Source organism: Maribacter sp. LLG6340-A2, assembly GCF_045057105.1.
Lineage (GTDB): Bacteria > Bacteroidota > Bacteroidia > Flavobacteriales > Flavobacteriaceae > Maribacter.
In genome coordinates, this window is sequence record NZ_CP159332.1 from 73,955 (window position 1) to 98,999 (window position 25,045).

A 25,045-nucleotide genomic window follows, 5' to 3' on the forward strand; every position below is an offset into this window, starting at 1 on the left:
TAAAATAGGCATTTACATGCGATAACAACAAATTTTACCTACAGCTTTCTCACTGCTTCCAATAAATTGTCATCCACTTTATAAAAACTTGCATCCTTTAAGATGATCTCATCCTTTTTATTCTTGGGAAAATGTACTCCAGAGATGTCAATTTTAGAAACATCATCGAAAATCATGGCTGGTCTAAAATCATCGTTCTCCAAAGTAAAGGTAATATCCTTCATGGTAATACCGGTTACATGACGAACATATAACCCGTAAGCAGGTAATTCTCCAAACATAGAAAATTCAGGATACCCTTTTACCTCTTCCTTTACTTGATCAAGTCTACTTAACGGTACATAGGCCATTCCTTTAGAGGCCCTACCTGGATAGCTAACCGTAATATTCTCTAGTAGTACATTTTCTACATGATGACCTTTAATACCTGTTATAGATGAAGGAAATGGGTTGTGAAAGAAATTGACTTCCGGTCCTCTTAAATCATAATCAATATCCGGTCTACCAAAGGGTACTTGTACATCTATATTCTTTATACTGATATTTTTGACAATACCGGGACTATCCCCTGACCTATGGCCTAAACGCACAAAAATTGCATTCCCAGTATTTTTAGCTATGATATTATTGACCTTTACATTCTCAATAACCCCGCCATCAACAGACTCTATAGCTATGGCAGACCTAAAAGTATCGAACACTTTAATATTCTCTATGGTAACGTTCTTAAACCCGCCTAGTGAGGCCGTTCCAAATTTTATTGCACTGGCACTAGATCTAATCGTGCAATTAGCAATGTAGATGGAGTCATTGTAGTGATCCTTTGAATGCGATTTTAAACAAATACCGTCATCTGCCGCATCTACATTACAGTTGGTTATACGTACGTTTGTGCAATCAACTATATCAAAACCATCATTATTCCAATATGCACGGTTATGTATAGTAACGCCATCATAGCTAACATCTTTGCACTGTTCAATGGTCTGTAGCCAACTTGCTGAACTTTTTAAGGTAATATTGCTTACGTTTACATTGGTACATTTAAGAAAGTTTATCAATTCCGGTCTATGCAGCTCATTTGGCCGCATGCGTTTTAAATTATACTTGGGATCTATGCGTTCCCCTATATGATGAAGACTATCTATGGCCAATGCCAACTTCCTTCCTTGTCCATTTATGGTTCCCTTTCCTGTTATGGATATATTGCTAACCTCTTTGGCCACTATAAGTGCCAAATTCCCCTGTTCCAATTTTCTATATTGATAGGCATCTGTAGTACCTAACAAAACGGCATCCTCGTTAATTTCTAAATGTACGTTATCCTTCAGTTCAATAGTGCCTGATAAATAAGTGCCCTTTGTAAAAACAACCTTTCCTCCTTTAGCTTTATGTGCTGCATCTATGGCGTTCTGTATGGCTTTGGTGCTTAACTTATCACCTTTATTAGATGCTCCAAAATCTGTTACCTCAAACTCTTTTTGACTACGAACTTGGTTTTGGCCTACAACGGTACAATGGGTCAATAAAAGTAAAGAAAGCAATAAGGGGGTATAGCGTATTATTTTTTTCATTTGTTTTTAATTTGCACTGTTTTTCATATTCAATTGCAATTCCCCACCATTTACGATATCCAAATGCCGTATACTAAAATTGGGCAATTCCGTACCGTTAAATATTGGTGTTGAAGAATATATATTTGTTGGACCATTATTTTTTGCCTCTATGGTAAATTTACCTCCATCATAATATTTTGGGTGCAGTTCAATGGTTACTTTATTAAAAATAGGGCTACCGATCTGGTATTCAGGATTATCCTCCGTTCCACCATTTAGTTGAAACAATCCTATTTTATACAATACATTAAGGCTACCCATTAATCCTTGGTCCTCATCACCGTTATACCCTGTATTGGGAGCCAAGCCGCTAAAAGCTTTTTCTACCACCTTACGGGTCCAGTATTGTGTTAGATCAGGTCTTCCTAATTTATTAAAAACAAAAGGTGTCTGTATTGAAGGTTGATTGCCCAAGTTTACAGGAATTCTCCTATACTCCGGATGAAGTTCACTTTCATGGGAATTACCAGAGGTAAAGTTCAATTCTTCTGCCTTAACAAATTGTGCGTTCAGTTTTTCTACGGCTTTTTCCTTTCCACCCATCAAAGAACTTAATCCTTCCAGATCATGCGGTACAAACCACGTGGATTGTGCTGCGTTTGATTCAACAAAACCATGTTCATAGACATAGGGGTCAAAGTCCTTTGACCACTCTCCATCCACATTTTTTGCCTGCATCCATCCGCTTTCATCATTAAAAACATTACGGTAATTGCTAGCGCGCTTTTCAAAATAGCTTACATCTTCTTTCTTGTCTAATTTTTTTGCTAATTGAGCCAGGGTAAAATCTTGATAAGCATACTCCAAGGTTTGTCCGGCCCCGTCTAAATGAATGCCTTCATTATTTTCTGGAAGTGGCCACGGCACATAACCTTTGTCCAAATAATACTGAAGACCGCCACCTAAATCCGTAAAATGTTCATAACCTGCTTTACCCATAATACCACCTGGCATATGGTTCTTTTTTAATGCGGCATAAATAGTATCCAATTGTTCATTTACAATACCTTTTTGTATGGCCGATACAATAAATGGTGTTGAGGAAGCCCCCGTCATTACATTAGTATAGTTTCCTCCAGATGGTCCGCGAGGTATTAGTCCCCCATCTTTATAATACTGCATTAACGATTGACTAAATTCATGCATGATATCCGGATAAGCCAATCCCCACAGGGTGTTGATCGTCCATTGTGCCCCCCAAAAAGAATCTGAATTATATTGGTTGAATTTTGGGCTTCCTTGTTCCGTTAATGGTATTTGACCTATTTTAAACTGTGCTCCTGTATTGTCAGGATACGCACCATTTACATCACTGATAATTCTTCTACCCTGTAGTGCATGCCATAAATCCGTATAAAACCTTCTTTGATCCTGTTCAGAGCCTCCTTCTACTTGTATACGCGATAATAACGTATTCCATTCTAATTTAGAATCTTCTACCGTTTTACTAAAATTCCAGTGAGGAAGTTCAGTATCTATATTTATCTCGGCATTATCAATAGAGGTATATGAAATACCAACCTTCATTAAAATAGGGTCGCTGGTGTCATTCAGAATTACTAAATAGTTCTTTGTCTGATTATCTTCAACAATTGCAGCAATAGGGGTATTGAATCTAATTTTGAAATAGGTGGTCAACGGTTTTGGTCTTCTTTTGGTCGGGGTCATTATAAAACTCCCTGAAAGCTCCATATTGGAATCTTTTTTTAACACTCCGTCTATATTTTCATTTGGACCCAAAACGGTATTTAGGTTCAATAAAACAGAACGTGTTTTAACATCTTTTTCGTAAGTATACTTATGAAAACCAACCCTTTTGGTACTGGTTAATTCTGTTTTAATACCATATCTCTCCAACTCCAAATAATGGTACCCTGGAGTAATAACCTCCTTGTCATGATTAAAACTGGAATAAAAGTCGGTAAAAATAGAACTGTCCCTTTCTTTGGAACTTATAACCGGCATTACAGAAAGACCGGACATTTGCCATGCATGTACATGACTAAAGCCTCTTACGGTATCTACCTTGTACCGGTATCCACTGCCCCAAGCTCCATCAATTTCCGTATCCGGACTTAGGTTTACCATGCCAAACGGCCTGTTGGCAGAGGAAAAGAAAAACCAACGTGAGTTTTCCGTATCCAATTGCGGGTAAACCAAGTCTACGTACGGTGTTTCCGTAACTTTCTTTTCCTCACAAGAAGTTAAGCACAATACTAAAATCATTATAGTTACTATGTGCCAGAGTATTGTTTTATTTGTTTTAACCATTGGTTTGGTTTATCAATTGCGTAATTTGTACTGTTCTATTTTCTATGGTTGAGCTGAATGTATGGTCATACTATGATTAAAAGGGGTGTGTCCTGTTATAAAAACATGCTCACCATCTGTTTGTAATGTGCCATTATGATAGCCATATTGTTCACTCTCCAATCTTGAAACACGGTCATGGGTATAAAGCCCTGGACCAAATGTAATACTATCCTCCCCTACTTTATATGTACCAAATCCTGATTTCAACACATGTTTATCTGAATCTAAAGATGTTGTTCCACTTAATTCACCTCCTTTTTCAAAACACATTTCTAAAGTTACTGGAATATTTGGTGGACCATCAATCTTAAAATCAATATTCAGTACACCGTTTTGTTCTAAAAGCTTTATAGTGGTTATTTGTGTTTTTATATTGCTTTTTTCCCTTGAATCAAAATCCATTTTATTCCAAAATCTTTTATCGTGGGATTGGGACAGTTTGTAATTACCATCAACTAAATGAAACTTTTCTTTTAAAGGTTGATAATAATACGCTTCTTTTTTCTCCTGTAATATATACGCCTCTTCTTCTTTTACAATGCCATTGCTTCTAAAATACCCCATTCTAAAAAAAGAGGTAGAAAGTCTCATGTGTTTTAAGACCGCCGCGCCATTTCGGTAAATTAAAAAATTTGGATTAGATGATTTCCCAGAAACAATTTCTACCGGCCTATCATTACCTCCAAACAAAGTCATTGAAATATTATTTCTTTTGATTCTTACTAGGTGAGATAATGAAAACGTTTTTTCATACTCTTTAAGTACGGTGTTAAATTTGGGCAACTCCTTAACCAATTCCGGATGAATCATAAAATCTATTAATGAACGGGAAAGAATTACAGTATTAAAATCTGCAAAACTTTCTATTTGTTCCGTCATATAAATCAATAATGGATTTTTGGTCCGTAATGCCATATACCTATACTGCAAATAGAATTTAGTAATGGTAGATGGTCTTAATTGGTCCTGTCTTCTTGAGTCAATGGAAACAACATCCCCATTAGGTTCCGTATAATAACAAAAGGTAATCAGGTTTTTAAGTACAGGTTCTAGAAGCTCCGGTTTATCAACAAAGTTGGCAATGGTAATAAATGCCCTATTAATAACAGCAGAATAATTGGCACTACGTTCCAAATAATGGCCGTCTTCATTAATATAGACCCCTTCTGCCAACCATTGATTAATTCTGTTGGTGTATTGTTCTTGTGGATAAAGTTTGAATATATTAGCCAAGGCCGCACAGACCACCCATCTATGATTGGGTGTATGAACACCACCCGTAACCATTGCCTTACCTGCTTTTTTGATAAATTTTTCCAAGCCTTGCCTTAATGCTTTTGCACGCTTAAAATTATCCTTTTTTAATACCATCATTGCACTACAAATGTGCTCAAGTACAAATGCGGTATCTGGTGGGGATTGTCTGTTGCCCCCTGAATCTAATGTACCGTCCTCATATTGCCCGTCCAATAAAGTTTGGGTATATTTATTTAAAACATCGAAAACCACTGGGGACCTATAAAATTTGGATTTATCATTAGAAAATGAAGCGGATAGTATTGATATATTCTGGGCAATTCTTCTATACGATGATAATGGGTTTGAGCTTTTTAAGGCTACGTTGTCAAGTATGGTCTTAGCACTTTCATCATTCCCCTTTAACAAACTAGCTATAAGCTCCTTATCACTAAGCCTACTCTCAATGTCAAAATCTATTGCCCATGCATTTTTACCGACAAATAATGCCGCCATAGCTAAACCGCCCATTGACATAAACTGTGCGCGACTTATACTATTTTTTCTCTCATTCATAATGGACGTTATTTATACCTTTAAAGTAAGATTACAACACTTATTTTAACTAAAAGTATTTACTACTTTATCTTAAAGTATCTAATGAAAAATAAATATTGATTCTAACAAGCATATAGAAAGGGCGGACAAACCGGTCCGCCCCAACTAACAAAAAACTGCTCACTCAACAACAAATTTTATAAATCTTTAATATCCTGGATTTTGCTCAATATTATTATCCGATAATATTATTTCAGTAGCAGGTATAGGTCTCAACAGATGAACAGATGGATCAAACGAACCATGATCTACTACGTGCGGGTTGTATTGATTTATACGTTCCTGTAGTTTTCCCGTTCTTTTTAAATCGTTCCAGCGACTAGCTTCCCCGGCAAGTTCCAATGCTCTTTCATTTAAAATATCATCTAAAGTCACCGTAGCATAATAATCTGCTTCTCCGGTTGCCCTTTCCCTAACAATATTAATATGGCCAAGTGCCTGAGCCGGACTACCCGCACCTAAATAAGCTTCCGCAGCTATTAAATGACTTTCTGCAATTCTAAATACAAACGTATCTCTATACCCTCCTTCTAATTCATCAAAACCTACATCCTCAAATTTTTTGAAAACTGGAAAATTTGCAAAAATTGTATTGTCCGTATATTGATAGTTTACCCCAGGAACATTTTCCGGAGAATCATTAAAATAATAATCCCCTGGTTGGTACACATAATATCTATCTAATTTATCCGCCAATTCAGTTTCTGAAATTGTTTGTTTAGGGAAATAGATAATAGTATCACCAACAGCTATATTGTCCATACCTACAACATCTTCAGTATCTGTATAAAGCACTCTATGAAATGTAGCCTCATCTCTAGTATCATTATCCTCAAACAAGGAATAGAAAAAATCGGTGGGCATTACATCAAAACCTCTAATCCCATAAGGGTTTTGCCTACTCATTCCCGGTAATTCGTTGATTGCAAATCTTAGAATAGCGTGTTTATTATTATTTCTATCTCCATAATCGCCCCCCGCTCCATATTGAATGGAAAACAAGATTTCATCATTTATCTGGTTGTCATAATCGAAAACTTCTGCATAACTCTGGGTTCTGATATCATAACCACCTATAGCACTTTCAGCTAAACTGGCCGCAGTATTAAAATCACTACTATCCGCAAAAGAAGTATAGGCCTTAGTTAAATACACTTTGGCAAGAAGGTGCTGTGCCGCCCTTTTAGAAAGTCTTCCCGTTGCAGGCGAATCCTCTAAGTTTGGAATGGCTTCTTCCAAATCTGTAATTATTTGCGCATACGTTTCTTGCTCACTGGACCTTACATAATCTGAACTGATCTCATTGATTTCGTCCAAGGTAAGTACTACCCCACCAAATTGCTGAACCAAATTAAAATAGGCCATAGCACGCATGGTCTTGGCTTGGGCTATACCATTATCCCTGGTAGGAATGTTAGATGGCGTCCATTCTATTTCATTGGTATATCTATTTATGGCAATATTGGCCTTGCTGATTACATTATAATTATCGCGCCATACATTGCCGAACTCACCTGTACTACTATTAATATTTACATAAACATTTAAAGGATGTAAATCTGTATTAACATTCCCTTGGGTGGTAAAAATATCCGTTCCCAACATATGTGCATCATAACCTTTATATACAGCACGTAACGAGTTATATACACCTACAACCAGCCTGTCCGCATTATCCTCTGTTATAAAATCCTCACCTGTTAAATTAGAGAAATTTTCTTCCTCTATATATTTATTACAAGAATAGGCAGTAACAGCTAGAGCTGCAAGCATAAGCAACCGCCCTACATTTTTTTTATATCTATTCATTTTCTTAAATTTTATTTTTAGAATGCTACTTTTAAACCAATTAAGGTAGTTCTGGTCTGGAAACTCATATCATATGAATTCTGTAAACCGGTTTCTGGATCTGGTCCCTGAAAATCTGTGAACGTAAATGGGTTCTGGACATCTATGGACAATCTTGCGCTGGTCATTTTGAACTTATCCAATAAGGTAGACGGAAAACTATAACCTAGACCAATGTTTCCAATTTTCACAAAAGACATATCCTCAAAAAAGTATTCGCCTTGTGTAGGGCCCAAGCCTGGTAAAGGATTATCTGCATTGGGACTGTCCGGAGTCCAATAAGCGGCATCTATTTTGCTAAACCTAGTTTCGCCATTGGTATCATGATGTTGGTGAAATTCTGAATGACCAAATACACCTTGTCTAGTATACATCATCACGGACATGTCCAAATTCTTATATTTAAAATTATTGGTCATACCCCCTGTCCAATCTGGAGCTGTAGTCCCTATAACCACCTTATCATTGGCCGCATCTAATATACCGTCGTTATTTTGATCTACATACTTATGCTCCCCGGGAACAGCGTTATAGACGGCGGCCTCCGCTGCCTCATCTATCTGCCAAATACCATCTTGCTCATAAGAATAAATTGCATCTGATGGCTGACCTACTATTAAAGCACTATGTCTTCCAAAAACCTGAAGGTCCAAATCGCCTTCTAACTTTAAAATCTCATTTTTATTCTTGGCAAAATTTAAACTTGTATTCCAGCTAAAATCCTCTGTTTGAATGTTTTTGGTGTTTAAGGTAAATTCTATACCTCTATTGTTCATAGAACCAAAGTTGCCTACGGCGCTGTCAAAACCGGTTACATCCAAAAGGTTTCTAGAAAATATTGCTCCTTCTGTAGTCTTGTCATACAATTCCAAGGAAAAATTAACCCTGTTGTTCAACATACCAAAATCCACACCTAGGTTTACTTCTTCTGAAACCTCCCAAGTTAATTCTGGATTGGATAGGCCGTTTACTACGTTACCGTTGGTCAAATCATCACCAAATAAATAATTGCTATTGTTCAAGAAGGCGAAGGATTTATACGGAGAAACAGTATTATAGTTACCAGATTTACCATAACTTACCCTAAACTTTAGGTTTGTTAGCCAATCTGCATTCTGCAAAAACTGTTCTTCACTGGCACGCCATGCAAATGCAGCTGACGGAAAGAAATTCCATTTATTCCCTTCTGCCAATTTAGAAGCACCATCATACCTACCCGTAAAGGTGAACAAATATTTATCATTTACATTGTAATTGATACGACCTGCAACAGAAGCCGTAGTTTCCTTTTCATAGTAAGAACTGTACTGCCTTACATCCGTACCGGCGCTGGTATTGTAAAATCCGTGAAAATCAGGAACATTTCTTGTTTCTATATTATTACCCTCCAATTGGTTATAATAAACCGATGTAATTAAAGTAGCCCCCAATTTTTGTTTATCGGTAATATCAAAATTAAAATCGGCCGTATTATCCCAAGTATAAGAGTTTCTTAAATCAACCCCATAATAAGCCCTAGTTCTAGAAGGGTCATTTCTTGCGGACTTTGTAAGTAGCCCTCTGTGCTCTCCATTTCTGGTAGAGGATAGATTAGGAGAAAAAGTAGATTTTAGACTCAACCAATCACTTGGCTCATATTGCACATAGAAATTAGAAATTACATTTAAAATTCTTTGATTGTTTTTCCATGCCCCATTTACTTCATAATATGGGTTTACAAATCGTTGATCCTCATTATCTGGATATAAAATTAGTTCCCCGTTATCATCAAAAGGATCTGCAGTTACAGGTAATCTATAGGCACTTCTAAAAAGCTCCCTACTTCCTTTTTCCTGTTCAGAATAGGATAGATACGCCCTTAGACCAATAGTAAATCGGTTCATTTTCTTTGAAAGGGATGTTGAAGCGGTATAACGTTCATAGGCCTGATCGTTACCCACAACACCTTCATCTTTTAAATACCCTATAGAACTACTGTATACCAAACCATTTTGTCCACCGGACATTGAAACGGTATGGCTAGACTGTACGGCCGTTCTGGTGATATAATCTATCCAGTCAAAATAATCCCTATTTGCAATATTGTCAGTTTCCCCGTTATCAAAAAAGGATTGACTTCTATTGATGGTATAATTGTCAAAATCTGCAGCCGTAGGGTTTGGCGTAGAACTGTTTAACCATTCCGCCTTCCATTGCTGGGCCCTTAAATTATCGTCTATATATTCTATATATTCATCACCGGACATAATATCCACTAGATTACTGGCGGAACTTACCCCAAATGATGCATCATAAGAAAATTGAGTTTTACCTTCTATACCATTTTTGGTAGTAATGATAACTACCCCGTTTGCACCTCTAGAACCATAAATAGCTGTAGCAGAAGCATCTTTTAGAATATCCATTTGTTGAATATCCGCAGGGTTAAGAATATTGATATTATCCAAGAAAATTCCATCTACCACATATAAAGGTCTTGATAAATCTGCAGTAACATCATCGCTCTGTCCGTCCGCATTTGCTTGGTTACTATTGGTAATTACGGTGTTACCCCTAACCCTTATCGATAAGGGCGAACCGGGCTTGGAATTCAAACGTCTTACATCTACACCTGCTACGGTACCACGTACCGCTTGGGCTAGATCCGTTCTACGTTGCTCTGTTAATTCTTCAGCTCCAATGGATGCTACAGCACCGGTTAAGTCCGTTTTCTTTACAGAACCATAACCAATTACCACAACCTCGTCCAATTGTGCCGTATCCTCAACTAATACTACATCTAATGTAGATTGATTTTGGTAGGTTATTTCTTGACCTTTAAATCCCAAATAACTAAATACCAAAGTTTCCCCTTTAGCAACCCTAATTTGATAATTTCCATCAAAATCAGTTACAGTACCATTAGAGGTTCCTTTTACCATGATGTTTACGCCCGGTATGGGAGTACCGGTTTCATCATTCACAACTCCAGAGAGTTGATCTTGAGCCCATAATGTTGAGCCTAGGCCCAGACAAATGACCCATATTAATTTTTTAAGTCCGTTCATAAGTTGATTGTTTAGTAGTTACGGACCGAATATATTTTAGGTTATGGAAATTAATATGGACAAATCATTCTGAAACATGGATATAACATTTCATCTAATCACAACTAACTGTTAATCAATTATTTAGTGGACTGTAAATAATTAACATTTTATTTACATACCTAACTTTCAGAAGAAAAATCGATAAGAACTCCATAATTTTTAAGCAATAATTTTACCTGATTGTCGCTTTTTAGGGAATCATTTTTGGTTATCAATAAATATTAAGGTGTATAATTAGTATTTTAAAAAAGAGAATTAGTGGTATCATCTGCATAATTTTTTCGTGCTCTCTTTTGCCAACTACTTTTAAACTAAATTTATGCCGAATTAATTACCTATGGCTAAAGTTCAATATTCAATTTACGTAGTAGAACTATCCAAAAAAATCTATACGGAAAACAAAAAATTTAGGGATGCCAATCCTCAATTTAACGGAGTCTTGGAATGCTTATATGTGGGTATGACGAGTAAAACTCCCAAAGAACGATTTGAGCAACATAAAAATGGAACATTAAGTAAAAAGGGAGTTAATCTTTCCTCTTCCATGGTTAGAAAATATGGTCTATATCTAAGAGGTAGTCTTTACAACCATATACCCTTACTACCAACAAAAGCAGCAGCGTTAAAAATGGAAAAACATTTGGCATTGGAATTACGAAGAAAAAAATATGCGGTATGGTTTAACTAACCCCCTATTTTCTTCAAAAAAGTTATCTAAATTTAAAAAGACAACGTTTATATTATTTAACCGCCGGTGTAACGGCATCTAGCAATTCATCTTCCATACCAAAATATTTAAGGGCCAAGCCAAAGGCTAAGACAGATAAAATAACACCAACTAAAAAGATGGTGTAGGTCCATCGCAATAATTTATATTTATGCTGAAGCACTTTTCCCAAATAGTAAAGGTCCATGCTTAATGAATCATATATAGACTCCTTATTTTTTATAATGTTCCTTATTTTAGTTTTAAAATCTGTAAGCTCCATTGCATGAAAGTTGCCAAAGAACAAAAAATTGGTATCCTTTTTTTTAATATCACCCTCAATTAAATTAGCATTATCAACCTTTGGTCTAGTAGCCAATACCGACAAAATCATAGAAGCAATACTGAATAAAATAAAAATTACGGTAGGGTAAATTAAATATGAATTTGAAGGTGCGTCTAATTTTGGCAAAAGATTTGCCAATAAAAGCGAAATGATAATGGCATTTACAGACAATAAAATATTTGCTTTAGTATCTGCTATATCACTAAGTTTAATATGATTTCTTAACTCAATCCGATAAAGGGATTGAATAGCTCTTTGAGGACTCTCATCCTTTAATTTAGCCTTTAATGTTTCCTTTTTTATATTTTTCTCGGCTTTTTGGATGGAAGAAATTAGCGATAACATATTATCTTCTTTCTGTTCCTGCCAGTTTTCTTTGGCATAGTCCGAATAGAAAGTATGTTCTACCCGAAGTTTTTCAATATAACTCATTCTCCAGGTATGGAGATCTGGAACTTGTATTTCAAAATTTTGAAGCTCTAAACGCAATAGTTGTAAAAGTTCCTCAAAATCCTTGGACGCATAAAAATAGGTATTGACATCCTTTATCAGTGCCTCTTCATTCGTCAATGGCTTTTCTAATGACCAAGCTTTTTCTATAAGGTTACTTACGTGTTCTATTTCATCCTTTGAAACTTCTTCCTTTTCTAAAAATTCGGTTGCTAACGTAATACTTCCCGCTATATGCCCCTCATAATTCTTGGCAAAACCTGCATTGAGAAACCAAACAGCTACCATTAGCCTATTTTTATCAATTTGGGCAAAAGTGTCTGACTCAATAATCGATGCTGCTTTTTTAGCTAGCTTATTGGTATACCCTTGACTATGAAACAAAAAATTATTGTTTAATTGATCAGCCAACAGGATTTTTACATATTTGGCGGCATTTTCAACATGGGTAGTATTCATAGCAAATTTGTTTTCTTTTAAATATTTTTAAGTTTTTGTAAAATGGATGAGAACTATTTTTCCTGGCAGCTAAAACAAGACAACTGACTCTCATTTAATTTTAAATCCTCTGAGCCATTTAAAGGTTCAGATATGGTCTCACTAGTACTTAAATGCTCGTGGAATTCCTTGGCATATTCTACTAAATCCTCACGTCTTTGTTTCATTTTCTGTATGATATGTTCCGCATCCAAATCTTGAATATTCTTTGGCCAAACCGTAAAAGAAGTAGAAATATCCTCATTTGATAATAGTTGCTGTAGCTTTTTAGCTTCTTCTTCAAATACATGCTTATCTGTCTGTTTCAAGAAATAAACATCAAACGGGGAAATCAATCCCTTTAAAAAATCTATCTCCTTTTCAAAAGATTGTACTTCTGGTAGAAAAGCATTATTAGAGATTAATGTAGGAAGAACTCCTTCCAAATTAAAAAATGCATTATCACGATCACAAGGCATAGGAATGGCCACTTTTACATCACCACTATCCTTGATTGCCCAACCCCACTGCTTAGAATGCCTATCCCAGTCGCCTATAAGCAAATCGAACAATCTAGCTCTTACCAATGCCCTTTGGTCTATAACAACCTGTTCATTTTTTTCAAATTTCAGTTCTTGTAAATCTTCAGTATCCATCAAGGATTCTACGGTATCTATCCCAAGCCAATGAGCATTTCCTTTTGTTTCATACTCCAATAAAAACAGACGGTTACCAAATTTGTCATTATATTTTTTTAGGAAAGCTTGCTTTGGAACAAATACCAATTGAGGTCTGGTATTTAGTATTTTAGCTTCATCTGATAATTTAGCGACTACCAAAGCAGCATATGGGTGCTGGGCCGAAATACCATCTACCACTATGTTTTCCAACCCAAGGGATTCAGCAACATTTGGTATTAAAGGGGATGGGTCTTTGCTTACACTTCTAAGGGTCAATAACGTACCGTCTTCTGTTTCCAGCTTTAAGGAATGTGTTTGATGTCCACCGCCCTCTTCCAAAATACGTACACCACCAAACAATGTATCCAAGAAAACAATGGGCACCTTTACAGGTGTGGACCAGGCTTTCCTATACTGCTCCCCTTGCATGATATTCTTTACGGTATTTCCTTCATATAATGTACTTGCCGCCACCAAAACAGAGTCAAATTCCTTAAAATTGATATGTTGCATTTCCTTCATACCAACAATTTCACAAGTACTGAACGTTTTAGGTGTACTTAAGAGCGACCAATAGGTCAAGCCCACGAATAGTGCTACCACAATTATTACAGCCAACAGAACTTTTTTCCCCATTTCTATAGTTAGATTCCTACTCTGTAAGATTACCTATTTTATAAATGAACTTGGTTTGCTATAAAATTTTATTTTAACCTTAAACAATTTATGTAGTAATACTAAAGGTCAATTAAAGAATTGAAGGCTGTTAAGCTAAATATTTGGCATTAAAAAAGGGTAAACAATGGCTTAGCCCTGTTTACCCTTAAAGATATTTTAAGTAAAATTACTTACTTAAATACATTTTACGTCTTGCATAAAGGTTGTAAAACTCATCATCTTTTAAACTATCTATAAACAGTATGCTTTCCCCTGTACTCTTCATTTCAGGTCCCAAATTCTTATTTACGTTAGGGAACTTGTTAAAAGAGAAAACTGGTTGCTTAATGGCAAAACCTTCCAATTGTGGATTAAAGTTAAAATCTTTCACCTTTTTTTCACCCAGCATTACCTTTGTAGCATAGTTAACATAAGGTTCTTTATATGCTTTTGCAATAAAAGGAACCGTACGTGATGCCCTTGGGTTTGCTTCAATAATGTAAACTACTTCGTCCTTGATTGCGAATTGAATATTGATTAAACCTACGGTATTCAACGCCAAAGCAATTTTCTTGGTATGGTCCTTTATCTGCTGCATAACCAATTCCCCAAGATTGAAAGGAGGTAATGTAGCATTAGAATCCCCAGAGTGTATACCACAAGGCTCAATATGCTCCATAATACCGATGATGTAAACGTCTTCTCCATCGCAGATGGCATCTGCCTCTGCCTCTATTGCGCCATCAAGGTAATGGTCTAACAACAATTTATTATTAGGAATCTTTCGTAGAAGGTCCACCACGTGCTCTTCCAATTCTTCTTTGTTAATGACGATTTTCATTCCTTGTCCGCCCAATACATAAGAAGGTCTTACCAACAAGGGGAAATCCAATTCCTCTGAAAGCGTCAATGCCTCATCTGCAGTTTCTGCCACACCAAATTTTGGGAAAGGAATATCGTTATCCTTTAGTAGTTCGGAGAAGCTGCCCCTATCTTCGGCCAAGTCTAACGATTCAAAACTAGTACCAATGATTTTGATACCATATTTAGATAATTTCTCCGCCAATTTCAATGCGGTTTGGCCACCTAGTTGTACAATTACACCTTCTGGCTTTTCATGACGGATAATATCATAGATGTGTTCCCAGAATACCGGTTCAAAATATAATTTATCCGCTGTATCAAAATCAGTGGAAACGGTTTCCGGATTACAATTGATCATAATGGTTTCATATCCACATTCGGCAGCGGCCAACACACCATGCACACAACAGTAATCAAACTCGATTCCCTGACCAATACGGTTTGGTCCTGAACCTAGTACTACAATTTTCTTTTTATCGGTTACTACACTATCATTTTCTACATAACGAGCCCCATCAGCGGTTTCAATTTCTGCCTCAAATGTAGAATAGTAATATGGGGTCATTGCCTTAAACTCTGCCGCACAGGTATCTACCAACTTATACACCCTATTGATGTTAAGTTCCGTACGCTTATTGTATACCTCACTTTCGTAACAGTCTAACATATGGGCAATTTGTCTGTCGGCAAAACCTTTTTGTTTGGCTTCCAGTAACAAATCCTTGGATAGGGTGGCAATCGTATATTTAGAAATCTCCTTTTCCAAGAAGTGCAGTTCCTCATATTGCTTTAAAAACCACATATCTATTTTTGTGATTTCATGAATTCTACTTAACGGTATACCCATTTGTATAGCATCATAAATAACAAAAACCCGATCCCAACTTGGTATAGTGAGTTTACTTATGATCTGATCATAATTCTTATACCCTTTACCATCTGCTCCAAGACCATTTCGTTTAATTTCTAGGGATTGTGTTGCTTTATGTAATGCTTCCTGAAAGGATCGCCCTATTCCCATCACTTCTCCTACGGATTTCATCTGCAATCCTAAGGTACGATCAGAGCCTTCAAACTTATCAAAATTCCAACGTGGAATCTTAACGATGACATAATCCAAGGTTGGCTCGAACAATGCCGATGTAGATTTCGTAATTTGATTATCCAACTCATCAAGCGTGTAACCTATGGCCAACTTTGTTGCCACCTTTGCAATAGGATAACCCGTTGCCTTAGAGGCCAAAGCAGATGACCTTGATACACGTGGATTTATTTCAATGGCGATAATGTCCTCTTTTTCATCTGGACTAACGGCAAATTGCACGTTACACCCTCCTTCAAAATCTCCAATACTACGCATCATATGAATGGCCATATCGCGCATTTTCTGGTAGGTTCTATCAGATAAGGTCATTGCCGGTGCCACGGTTATGGAATCTCCGGTATGTATCCCCATAGGGTCCATATTCTCTATAGCACAAATAATAACTACGTTATCATTTTTATCCCTTAAAAGTTCAAGCTCATATTCTTTCCAACCCATTAAGGCCTTGTCTATCATTACCTCATGTATGGGTGATATTTCTAAGCCATAACTTAATTGTTCGTCAAAATCCTCCGCTTTGTATACAATGGAAGCTCCTGCGCCACCTAGTGTGTAAGAAGCTCTAATTACCAAGGGAAATCCAAATTCCTGTGCAATTTCCTTTCCTTGCAAAAACGAGGTAGCGGTTGCCTGTGGTGCCATGCCTACACCAATTTTCAACATCAATTCTCTAAACTGCTCCCTATCTTCCGTAATGTTTATGGCATCAATATCCACACCGATCAACTCTACTCCAAAATCTTCCCAAATCCCTTTTTTATCGGCCTCTATACAAAGATTCAAAGCTGTTTGGCCGCCCATTGTAGGTAGTACCGCATCTATTTGCGGATGTGCCTTTAATATTTCGACAATAGATTTTGTAGTCAACGGTTTTAAATACACGTGATCCGCCATAGAAGGATCCGTCATAATGGTTGCGGGGTTGCTATTAATTAAAATAGTCTCTATTCCATCTTCACGTAATGAACGTAAAGACTGACTACCGGCATAATCAAATTCACATGCTTGGCCTATAACGATTGGGCCCGATCCTATTAATAAAATGGAGTTTAAATCTTTTCTTTTTGGCATTTTTGAAAAATATATTTTGGGAATTGGTCAAAAAAAAGGTGTTACTTTCGGAAAAGTAACACCTAAATATTTTAAAAACTATACAATCATTATTTTTTATGTCTTGTTTCAGAGGAAACAGTCAATTTTTTTCTTCCTTTTGCTCTTCGTCTAGCAAGAACCTTTCTACCGTTTACGGAAGCCATACGCTCACGAAAACCATGTTTGTTCTTTCTCTTTCTTTTTGACGGCTGATATGTTCTTTTTTGTCCGGGCATCTCTTAAACCTTTTCTATTATTTGATATTTTACAGAATCCTCTGTGAAACTGGGCGCAAATATACAAAGAGTTTTTTCTTTGGCAAGTGCTTATGAAAAAAATATTTTTATAAATCCGTACAGTGGAAAACAATGCTTTTGACTAATTTTGTCAGAATTAAACTCTAACAGTGCTGTTGCCTATATTTTATTGGACTTGCGTGAGTACACTTTGATATAGGACAGCAAACAAAAAGATAAAATTATACCATAATATGTTCAATAAAAATTTAAAGTTAATCATTGCAGGACTAATCATCATATACGCCATTTATCAATTTATAGAAGGATATATTGGAAATGGAATAAGCCTATTACTATTATCCTCAATTTTTATTTTTCTTTATTTCAGAAATGAAATCATCCTATTGGCATTCATGCGCATGAGAAAACAAGATTTGGAGGGCACAAAAAAATGGCTGGATAAAATAAAAAACCCAAAAGCGGCATTAACCGTTAAACAACAAGGGTATTACAACTACCTACATGGCATTATATTCTCACAAACCAACCTAACCCAAGCGGAGAAATATTTTAAAAAAGCTTTGAAACTAGGTTTAACAATGGATTATGATGTAGCAATGGCCAAACTTAGCCTTGCTGGTATTGCCATGCAGAAAAGACGCAAAAGAGAAGCTACCATGTTGCTTAAGGAGGCTAAAAAATTAGATAAGAACAATATGTTGACCGATCAAATAAAAATGATGCAGCAACAAATGAAAAAAATCTAATCTTTTATTTACCCATTACATAATATCCTTTATTAGGGATTTCTATAGTATACTTTTTACGAGAAGCATTATTTAAATGTGGTTCCCGTAACCATGGATTGTGTCGCTTTAAAATCTTATAATTGATTTCGTACTCTTGTGCAAAATCGGCAAAATCACTTACCGGAGTATCCACTTCTACCGTAAACGTTGGTACAGCGGTATACATATCATCCTTATCTATGTGGAAACCATATTTTTCCGGATTGGAAAGAATCTCCTTAATGGCCATGATTCTAAATACATACCTACCGGTTTCACTGCCCAACAACAAATCCCAATACGAATCTACTTGCTGAATCCTCAAGTACTTGTTCACTGCCCCTGGACCTGCGTTATACGCAGCCGCAGTCAACGCCCAACTACCATATCTATCTTTCCATTTTTTCAAGTATTTACAAGCAACTTCCGTTGACTTTTCCAAATGATAACGCTCATCTACATTAGCGTTCACCTCAAGGCCATATTCCCTTCCCGTTTCTCTCATTATTTGCCAAAATCCCGTTGCCCCTGCAGGTGAAACTACATTGGTAAGGCCACTCTCCGCTACTGCCAAATACTTAAAATCATCTGGAATACCATTCTTTGCCAAAATTGGCTCAATGATCGGGAAATATTTATTGGCCCTTTTCATTAACAACAAGGCATTGGACTGCCAATAGGTATTGACCAAAAATTCGCGATCAACTCGCTCCATAATTTCAGGATCCGCCTGAGGTACCAACTCACCGGCAAAATTTAAATCCTCTGGGATATCTATAGATGATATCTTATACTCAGATGCTACATTTTTTTGAACGCTATCATTGGCAACCACTATAGTATTAGGGTTATTTGCACTTGTTGATTGAACGGCAAATATTAGGGTTCCCGCTACAAAAACGATGCCCAACAGCATTAATATATTCTTTATGATTTTCATTTATGATATTTTAAGATTAAACGGCCCAACTAGGATTCTACCAAAGGTATATATAGAACTATCTTATTCCAAAATAATTGTTGGTAAGTTCTCATTAAACCATTTTGCACGATGAATGATCATGGTATGTGTACCGTTTACCACCTTAATACAATCTTGAATCTTTGCAATAGGAAATACCATATCCTTGTCCCCATGTATATGAACAACATTATCTGGCACTATGTCCTGTTTCCAGTGCACCATTTTATCAATACACCAATCTATATACGTTTTATCCCTAATAGATAAATAACGCTTGTACAGATCCAGTCTTTTGACAACAGGATCCCCAAAAGCATATTTGGCAAGAAATTCAACATTGTTCACCAAACTTGTGGGCAAAATTTTATGTACTCCCGTTAAACGGGCAAAATTCATTTTACCAGGAAGCTCTTTGGTCAATTTTATACTGGAAACAATGATTATTTTTCTCACCTCTATAAACTTTGACATTTCTTGAACTAGAAGTCCACCTAAAGACACCCCAAGCAACACACTGTTTTCATGTGTTATTTTTTTACACATATTCTTGGCATAGTTAGAAAACGTACAGTCTGGCGCTGGTATTTCCCATTCTAAAAAGTATAACCTAAATTGCGTATCAGGTAATTTAATATACTCAAAAATAGCTGCACTTGCCGCCATCCCGGGCATACAATAAACATGTATTATATTATCATTCATACGCATCAAACCATGTAAAAGATAGGAAATTAGGGATTTTTTAACTACTTTTGATACAGAGTGTCAAAATCACTTAAGGATATAGAAAAAATTACTTACAGCATTTCAAAAACAATAAATTACGATATGAGAACGTCGTAATTTTTTTGTCTAGTACCAACACAAAAATAAGCTATATGAACGATGTTATCATTAAGGACAATTCTTTTTTGCGCCAATTTGAAACGACCGTAAACGGTCATCTTGCCAGAATAGAATACTCTTCTCAAGAACGCAAAGTATTTCTTACCAAACTAGTTGTTCCTGAAGAAATTACCGAAGAAGGTTTTAGGGAGAATTTCATTAAAGCCGTTCTTAGCAATATTCAGGAAAAAAACCTAAGAGTAGTACCTACAAGTCCGCACATTGCCGGTTTTTTAAGAAAAAATAGGCTACAGTACAAAGAAATGCTACCTATTGGCATTCGTATTTAAAACATTCTAAAAGCCTTTCTTCCGGAAAGGCTTTTTTTTATACCTCTACACCCTGGTTTACAAATTCAAATCTAACCATGCCGTCATTGGCTATTTCCGTCAATTTTACTTGATGCAATGTATTTACCAACGAAGGATCCCACGGAGATTTTACCTTTACATAGTTTTCCGTAAACCCATGAATATACCCTTCTTTGTTCTCCCCTTCAAAAAGAACGGTCAACTCATTTCCCAATTGACTTTCATAAAACGCCCTTCTTTTTTTTGCGGATAGACCTCGCAGCATTTTACTTCTTTTACTTCTAACTTTTTTAGGAACAACACCGTTCATTTTAGCGGCAGGTGTATTATCCCTTTCAGAATAAGTAAACACATGTAGATATGAGATGTCCAAATCATTAAGATAATGATAGGTTTCCAGAAAATGTTCTTCTGTTTCCCCTGGAAAACCCACTATGACATCAACACCAATACAACAGTTTGGCATGGTCTTTTTTATCTTTTCTATACGTTCCGTATATAGATTGGTCATGTACCTACGCTTCATCAACTTTAACAAATCATCGCTTCCACTCTGCAAGGGAATATGAAAATGTGGTACAAACGTATTGCTTTGCGCTACAAATTCTATGGTTTCGTTCTTTAACAGATTAGGCTCAATAGATGAAATACGTAATCTATGGATACCAGCTACTTCATCTAGCGCCTGAACCAAATCTAAAAAAGTATGTTCATGTTTCTTGTTACCAAATTCACCCTTACCGTAGTCCCCTATGTTTACACCGGTCAGAACAATTTCCTTAATGCCCTGTGCAGATATATCTTTAGCATTCTGCAATACATTTTGCAATGTATCACTCCTAGAAATGCCACGTGCCAATGGTATAGTGCAATAGGTGCATTTATAATCACAACCATCCTGAACTTTTAAAAAGGCCCTGGTACGGTCACCAATGGCATAACTACCTACATAAAAATCAGCATCCGCTATTTCACAAGAATGAACTTCACCGTGATCATTCTTTGTCAAATCGTTAATGTAGTCTGTAATCTTAAATTTTTCCGTAGCTCCGAGCACCAGGTCCACGCCATCTACATCTGCCAATTCTTCTGGCTTTAATTGTGCATAACAGCCTACTGCCGCAATAAAAGCTTCTTCGTTGCTTTTTTGCGCCTGCTTTACAATAGTTTTGAATTTTTTATCCGCATTGTCCGTTACGGAACAGGTATTTATTACATACATATCTGCCTTATCCGTAAATTCTACTCGTTCAAATCCTTCATCGGTAAAATTTCTGGCAATCGTAGATGTTTCTGAAAAATTCAATTTACATCCTAGTGTATAAAACGCTACCTTTTTTTTCATGCTGCTATTTCTTACGGAGTGCAAAAATACTTAAAGTTTATGGGAGCCGATAAAATACTGAACTGAAGTGTTTACCCTCTTCAATATTTTCTCCATTTTTTAGTAATTTGGAATACATGGCGTAAAATATCCGCTTCTATTTCATTAAACTCTACGCCTCTTCTGGCCATCATTACCTTGGCCACATCAAATGCTTTTTCCGGTTGATAGGCAGAAAACCCAGATGCCCCACCCCAACTAAAACTAGGAACAAAATTTCTAGGAAAACCTGGAACGTAAATATTACTGTTTACCCCTATAACGGTACCTGTGTTAAACATTGTATTTATAGCAGTTTTACTATGATCACCCATCATTAGTCCGCAAAACTGAAGACCTGTCTGCTCAAAACTCTCCGTAGCATAGTTCCATAAACGCACTTTTGCATAATTATTTTTAAGATTGGAGTTATTGGAATCTGCCCCTATATTACACCACTCTCCCAATACCGCATTACCTAAATAGCCTTCATGGCCTTTACTGGAATAGCCAAATATAACCGAATTGCTTACCTCTCCACACACCTTACTGTACGGACCAATGGTGGTTGCCCCATAGAGCTTACCGCCCATTTTTATAATAGCATGGTCACATAATGCCAAACCACCCCTAATTAGACTGCCTTCCCATATTTCCGCATTTTTTCCTAAATAAATGGGTCCGTCCGTGGCATTCAATATACTATACTCCACTTTTGCCCCTTCCTCAAGAAACACCCGTTCTGGATGTATTACTTGATTGGTTTTAGAAATTGGACAACTTTTTCTACCCTTGGTCAGGAAATCAAAATCTAACTGTAGAATTTTGGCATTCTTTTCAAAAATATCCCACGTATTGTTTATTTGCTCTAAAGGAGATTTAAATTCGATACGATCAAACAGCGTAAGCTCATCATTATTCTTTACACCATCGCTATAATACGCTATCACCAAGCTATCCCTTACGAGTGCTTGATTTATTTTCAAAGCACTTATTTCCTTTAACAATTCATCCGAAGGTAAAATAGATGCATCAATACAGATATTTTCAGCCTCTATACGCTCTGGAAATTTAGCTCTTAGATAATCTTCAGTATGCGAGCTAACATCAACCTTTAAATATGCCGACCACCGCTCTCGCATGGTCATGATACCTACCCGTATCTCAGAAACGGGACGTGTAAAGGTAAATGGCAATAAATGATCTCTACGTGGACCATCAAAAAGTATATAATTCATACAAGATGATTTTTTAACAAAATTAAGAAATATCCGTAGAGCTGCTTTACTTTATAGTTAAGTGATCACAAAACCAAGTTAAAAGCAAAAAGAAACGCCCCCGAGTATTCTCGAGGGCGCTATATTCTTATAAAAAGAATAATTGATTGTAAACCAATTTCTATTCTTCCTTCTTTTCTTCTTTAGCAAATTTCTTGTACTTGTTCTTAAATTTATCGATACGACCTGCTGTATCCAAAAATTTAGCTTTACCAGTGTAAAACGGATGTGATGTTCTTGAAATTTCCAATTTAACCAAAGGATATTCAACACCATCGACCTCTAAAGTCTCTTTTGTATCAGCTGTTGATTTGGTTAAAAATACTTCGTCATTAGACATGTCCTTAAAGGCCACGATCCTATAATTTTCTGGGTGTATATCTTTTTTCATTTTAAAAACTTTATTGCACCCATTCCGACGGGCACTCATTTTAAGGGTGCAAATTTAGTGAAAAACTCCAAACAAGCAATTACAAAACGCTAAAATAATTAAAAATAAATTTCATCCTATTTGTAACAAAATATATCATCTTTATACTAATAGTTAAATCAACCTATAATCGTTAAATATCATGGAAGAAAATCAACCAAAAACTGGCAAGTTTGCCTTGAATTACGGGCTTATTACTGGAATTATCGGCATAATATTCGGTATTATGCTCTATATCATGGATATGCACTATGAACAAGGAGCGGCCATACAAATTACACAAACCTTGATTCTTGCTGCAGGTATTGTTCTGGCAATTATTCAATTTAAAAAAGCCGGTGACGGACTTTTATCCATATCAGAGGCACTAAAAGTTGGAGCAGGTGTTGCGTTAATTGCCGCTATCTGCGGGCTTATTTATTTCTTTATCCTATCCAATGTTATAGAACCAGATTATATGGACAAAGTTTTTGAAATTGGGAAGGTTAAGGCAATGAACGACAACCCGAACCTTACAGAGGAACAAATTGACCAAGGAATTGAAATGCAAAAAGGATTTGCTTGGATTTCATATCCCGTCATTTTAATCATCAATGTTGTCATAGGTTTAATTGTGGGACTTATTACAGGTCTAATTCTAAAAAAAGAGGAAGCTGCTTATTAATACCTAAGTAATTGTAGTATTTTTGGACGCAATACCAGAAGTAGCACATGCAATTATCTATTGTAATTCCTTTACTTAACGAAGAAGAGTCACTTATAGAACTTCATGATTGGATTGTATCCGTAATGCAATCCAATCATTTTTCTTATGAAATACTTTTTGTGGACGATGGCAGTACAGATGGTTCCTGGAAAGTAATTCAACAACTTTCCCAGAAGAACCCTTTTGTCAAAGCCATACATTTTCAAAGAAATTTTGGCAAATCACAGGCTTTACATGCCGGATTCAAAGCCGTTAAAGGTGATGTTATCATTACCATGGATGCCGACCTGCAAGACAATCCAGAAGAAATTCCGGAACTATACAACATGATAACCGAACAAGGTTATGAATTGGTCTCTGGATGGAAAAAGAAGCGTTACGATTCAATTATACTTAAGAACACCCCTTCTAAATTGTTCAACTGGGCAGCTAGAAGAACCTCTGGTGTTCGCTTGCACGATTTTAACTGTGGTCTAAAAGCCTACGCAAAAGATGTGGTCAAAAATATTGTGGTATCTGGGGAAATGCACAGATATATTCCTGTTTTGGCCAAGAATGCCGGATTCTCTAAAATTGGGGAAAAAGTAGTAAAACATCAGGCCCGTAAATATGGCAGCACCAAATTTGGCATGGAAAGGTTTATAAATGGATTTTTAGATCTATTGACCATATGGTTTGTATCCAAATTTGGAAAACGCCCAATGCATTTGTTCGGTGCGCTGGGAGTACTTATGTTCTTTATTGGATTTTCATTTGCCATTTATTTGGGTATCGATAAATTATTTATCAATCCGTATGGAAGGTTAATCACGGACAGGCCACAATTCTATATCTCACTGGTAGCCATGATTATTGGTACACAGCTGTTCTTGGCCGGTTTTTTAGGTGAAATATTGATAAGGTCCAAAAAGGAAGAAAATAGATATATTGTATCCGAAGAAATTAACACGTCGCTTTCTGATAACTAAAATTCTCATTAACTTAA

Annotated in this window: 19 protein-coding genes; 5 read left to right on the forward strand and 14 right to left on the reverse strand. The window is 36.3% G+C overall.

Going from position 1 to position 25,045, the window contains the following annotated elements; all coding sequences use genetic code 11:
• Positions 1-38: 38 nt before the first annotated feature.
• The 5 genes from ABVM52_RS00365 to ABVM52_RS00385 all read right to left on the reverse strand — a co-directional run bounded on the left by ABVM52_RS00365 (position 39) and on the right by ABVM52_RS00385 (position 10,678).
• On the reverse strand, positions 39-1,574 hold the full coding sequence (locus tag ABVM52_RS00365) for a glycoside hydrolase family 28 protein (protein WP_405382581.1): 1,536 nt from the start codon (positions 1,572-1,574) through the stop codon (positions 39-41).
• A 6-nt stretch (positions 1,575-1,580) separates the two neighbouring features.
• A complete protein-coding gene (locus ABVM52_RS00370; RefSeq protein WP_405382582.1) occupies positions 1,581-3,887 on the reverse strand; it encodes a GH92 family glycosyl hydrolase in 2,307 nt (768 codons plus the stop codon).
• A 42-nt stretch (positions 3,888-3,929) separates the two neighbouring features.
• Entirely contained in the window at positions 3,930-5,741 is a 1,812-nt protein-coding gene (locus tag ABVM52_RS00375; RefSeq protein ID WP_405382584.1) for a hypothetical protein, read from the reverse strand.
• 189 nt (positions 5,742-5,930) lie between these two features.
• On the reverse strand, positions 5,931-7,592 hold the full coding sequence (locus tag ABVM52_RS00380) for a RagB/SusD family nutrient uptake outer membrane protein (RefSeq protein ID WP_405382586.1): 1,662 nt from the start codon (positions 7,590-7,592) through the stop codon (positions 5,931-5,933).
• Between the two features lie 17 nt (positions 7,593-7,609).
• Complete coding sequence (locus tag ABVM52_RS00385) at positions 7,610-10,678, reverse strand: SusC/RagA family TonB-linked outer membrane protein (RefSeq protein WP_405382588.1); 3,069 nt, start codon at positions 10,676-10,678, stop codon at positions 7,610-7,612.
• 379 nt (positions 10,679-11,057) lie between these two features.
• On the opposite strand from ABVM52_RS00385, the gene ABVM52_RS00390 reads away from it, so the two are divergent.
• A complete protein-coding gene (locus ABVM52_RS00390; RefSeq protein ID WP_405382590.1) occupies positions 11,058-11,408 on the forward strand; it encodes a ribose-5-phosphate isomerase in 351 nt (116 codons plus the stop codon).
• 52 nt (positions 11,409-11,460) lie between these two features.
• Here the strand turns inward: ABVM52_RS00390 and ABVM52_RS00395 are convergent, their stop codons facing one another.
• From ABVM52_RS00395 to rpmH, 4 genes are all read right to left on the reverse strand, one after another.
• A complete protein-coding gene (locus ABVM52_RS00395; protein WP_405382592.1) occupies positions 11,461-12,681 on the reverse strand; it encodes a Pycsar system effector family protein in 1,221 nt (406 codons plus the stop codon).
• A 53-nt stretch (positions 12,682-12,734) separates the two neighbouring features.
• Positions 12,735-14,015, reverse strand: coding sequence for a hypothetical protein (locus ABVM52_RS00400; RefSeq protein WP_405382594.1), 1,281 nt, complete (start codon positions 14,013-14,015; stop codon positions 12,735-12,737).
• A 208-nt stretch (positions 14,016-14,223) separates the two neighbouring features.
• Positions 14,224-17,076: a carbamoyl-phosphate synthase large subunit gene (gene carB / locus ABVM52_RS00405; RefSeq protein WP_405382596.1), complete on the reverse strand. Its 2,853-nt coding sequence runs from the start codon at positions 17,074-17,076 to the stop codon at positions 14,224-14,226.
• Between the two features lie 89 nt (positions 17,077-17,165).
• The gene (gene rpmH / locus ABVM52_RS00410; protein ID WP_027067351.1) at positions 17,166-17,333 is read right to left on the reverse strand and encodes a 50S ribosomal protein L34; all 168 of its coding nucleotides are present in this window, start codon (positions 17,331-17,333) and stop codon (positions 17,166-17,168) included.
• Positions 17,334-17,587: 254 nt separating this feature from the next.
• Here rpmH and ABVM52_RS00415 point away from each other — a divergent pair, with 254 nt between their 5' ends.
• On the forward strand, positions 17,588-18,103 hold the full coding sequence (locus tag ABVM52_RS00415) for a DUF2892 domain-containing protein (RefSeq protein WP_405382598.1): 516 nt from the start codon (positions 17,588-17,590) through the stop codon (positions 18,101-18,103).
• A gap of 4 nt (positions 18,104-18,107) precedes the next feature.
• On the opposite strand, the gene ABVM52_RS00420 is transcribed toward ABVM52_RS00415, so the two are convergent.
• Positions 18,108-19,064 carry a lytic transglycosylase domain-containing protein gene (locus ABVM52_RS00420; RefSeq protein WP_405382600.1) on the reverse strand — a complete coding sequence of 319 codons (957 nt, stop codon included), beginning with the start codon at positions 19,062-19,064 and terminating at the stop codon, positions 18,108-18,110.
• A 63-nt stretch (positions 19,065-19,127) separates the two neighbouring features.
• Complete coding sequence (locus tag ABVM52_RS00425) at positions 19,128-19,790, reverse strand: alpha/beta hydrolase (protein ID WP_405382602.1); 663 nt, start codon at positions 19,788-19,790, stop codon at positions 19,128-19,130.
• A 176-nt stretch (positions 19,791-19,966) separates the two neighbouring features.
• On the opposite strand from ABVM52_RS00425, the gene ABVM52_RS00430 reads away from it, so the two are divergent.
• Positions 19,967-20,263 carry a GNAT family N-acetyltransferase gene (locus ABVM52_RS00430; RefSeq protein WP_405382604.1) on the forward strand — a complete coding sequence of 99 codons (297 nt, stop codon included), beginning with the start codon at positions 19,967-19,969 and terminating at the stop codon, positions 20,261-20,263.
• A gap of 37 nt (positions 20,264-20,300) precedes the next feature.
• On the opposite strand, the gene mtaB is transcribed toward ABVM52_RS00430, so the two are convergent.
• From mtaB to ABVM52_RS00445, 3 genes are all read right to left on the reverse strand, one after another.
• The gene (gene mtaB, locus ABVM52_RS00435) at positions 20,301-21,629 is read right to left on the reverse strand and encodes a tRNA (N(6)-L-threonylcarbamoyladenosine(37)-C(2))-methylthiotransferase MtaB (RefSeq protein WP_405382606.1); all 1,329 of its coding nucleotides are present in this window, start codon (positions 21,627-21,629) and stop codon (positions 20,301-20,303) included.
• 80 nt (positions 21,630-21,709) lie between these two features.
• Positions 21,710-22,885: a GlmU family protein gene (locus tag ABVM52_RS00440; RefSeq protein ID WP_405382608.1), complete on the reverse strand. Its 1,176-nt coding sequence runs from the start codon at positions 22,883-22,885 to the stop codon at positions 21,710-21,712.
• 160 nt (positions 22,886-23,045) lie between these two features.
• Positions 23,046-23,315, reverse strand: coding sequence for a type B 50S ribosomal protein L31 (locus ABVM52_RS00445; RefSeq protein WP_405382610.1), 270 nt, complete (start codon positions 23,313-23,315; stop codon positions 23,046-23,048).
• Positions 23,316-23,496: 181 nt separating this feature from the next.
• Here ABVM52_RS00445 and ABVM52_RS00450 point away from each other — a divergent pair, with 181 nt between their 5' ends.
• Positions 23,497-24,018, forward strand: coding sequence for a DUF4199 domain-containing protein (locus tag ABVM52_RS00450; protein WP_405382612.1), 522 nt, complete (start codon positions 23,497-23,499; stop codon positions 24,016-24,018).
• A gap of 47 nt (positions 24,019-24,065) precedes the next feature.
• Positions 24,066-25,028, forward strand: coding sequence for a glycosyltransferase family 2 protein (locus tag ABVM52_RS00455; protein WP_405382614.1), 963 nt, complete (start codon positions 24,066-24,068; stop codon positions 25,026-25,028).
• Positions 25,029-25,045 lie beyond the last annotated feature (17 nt).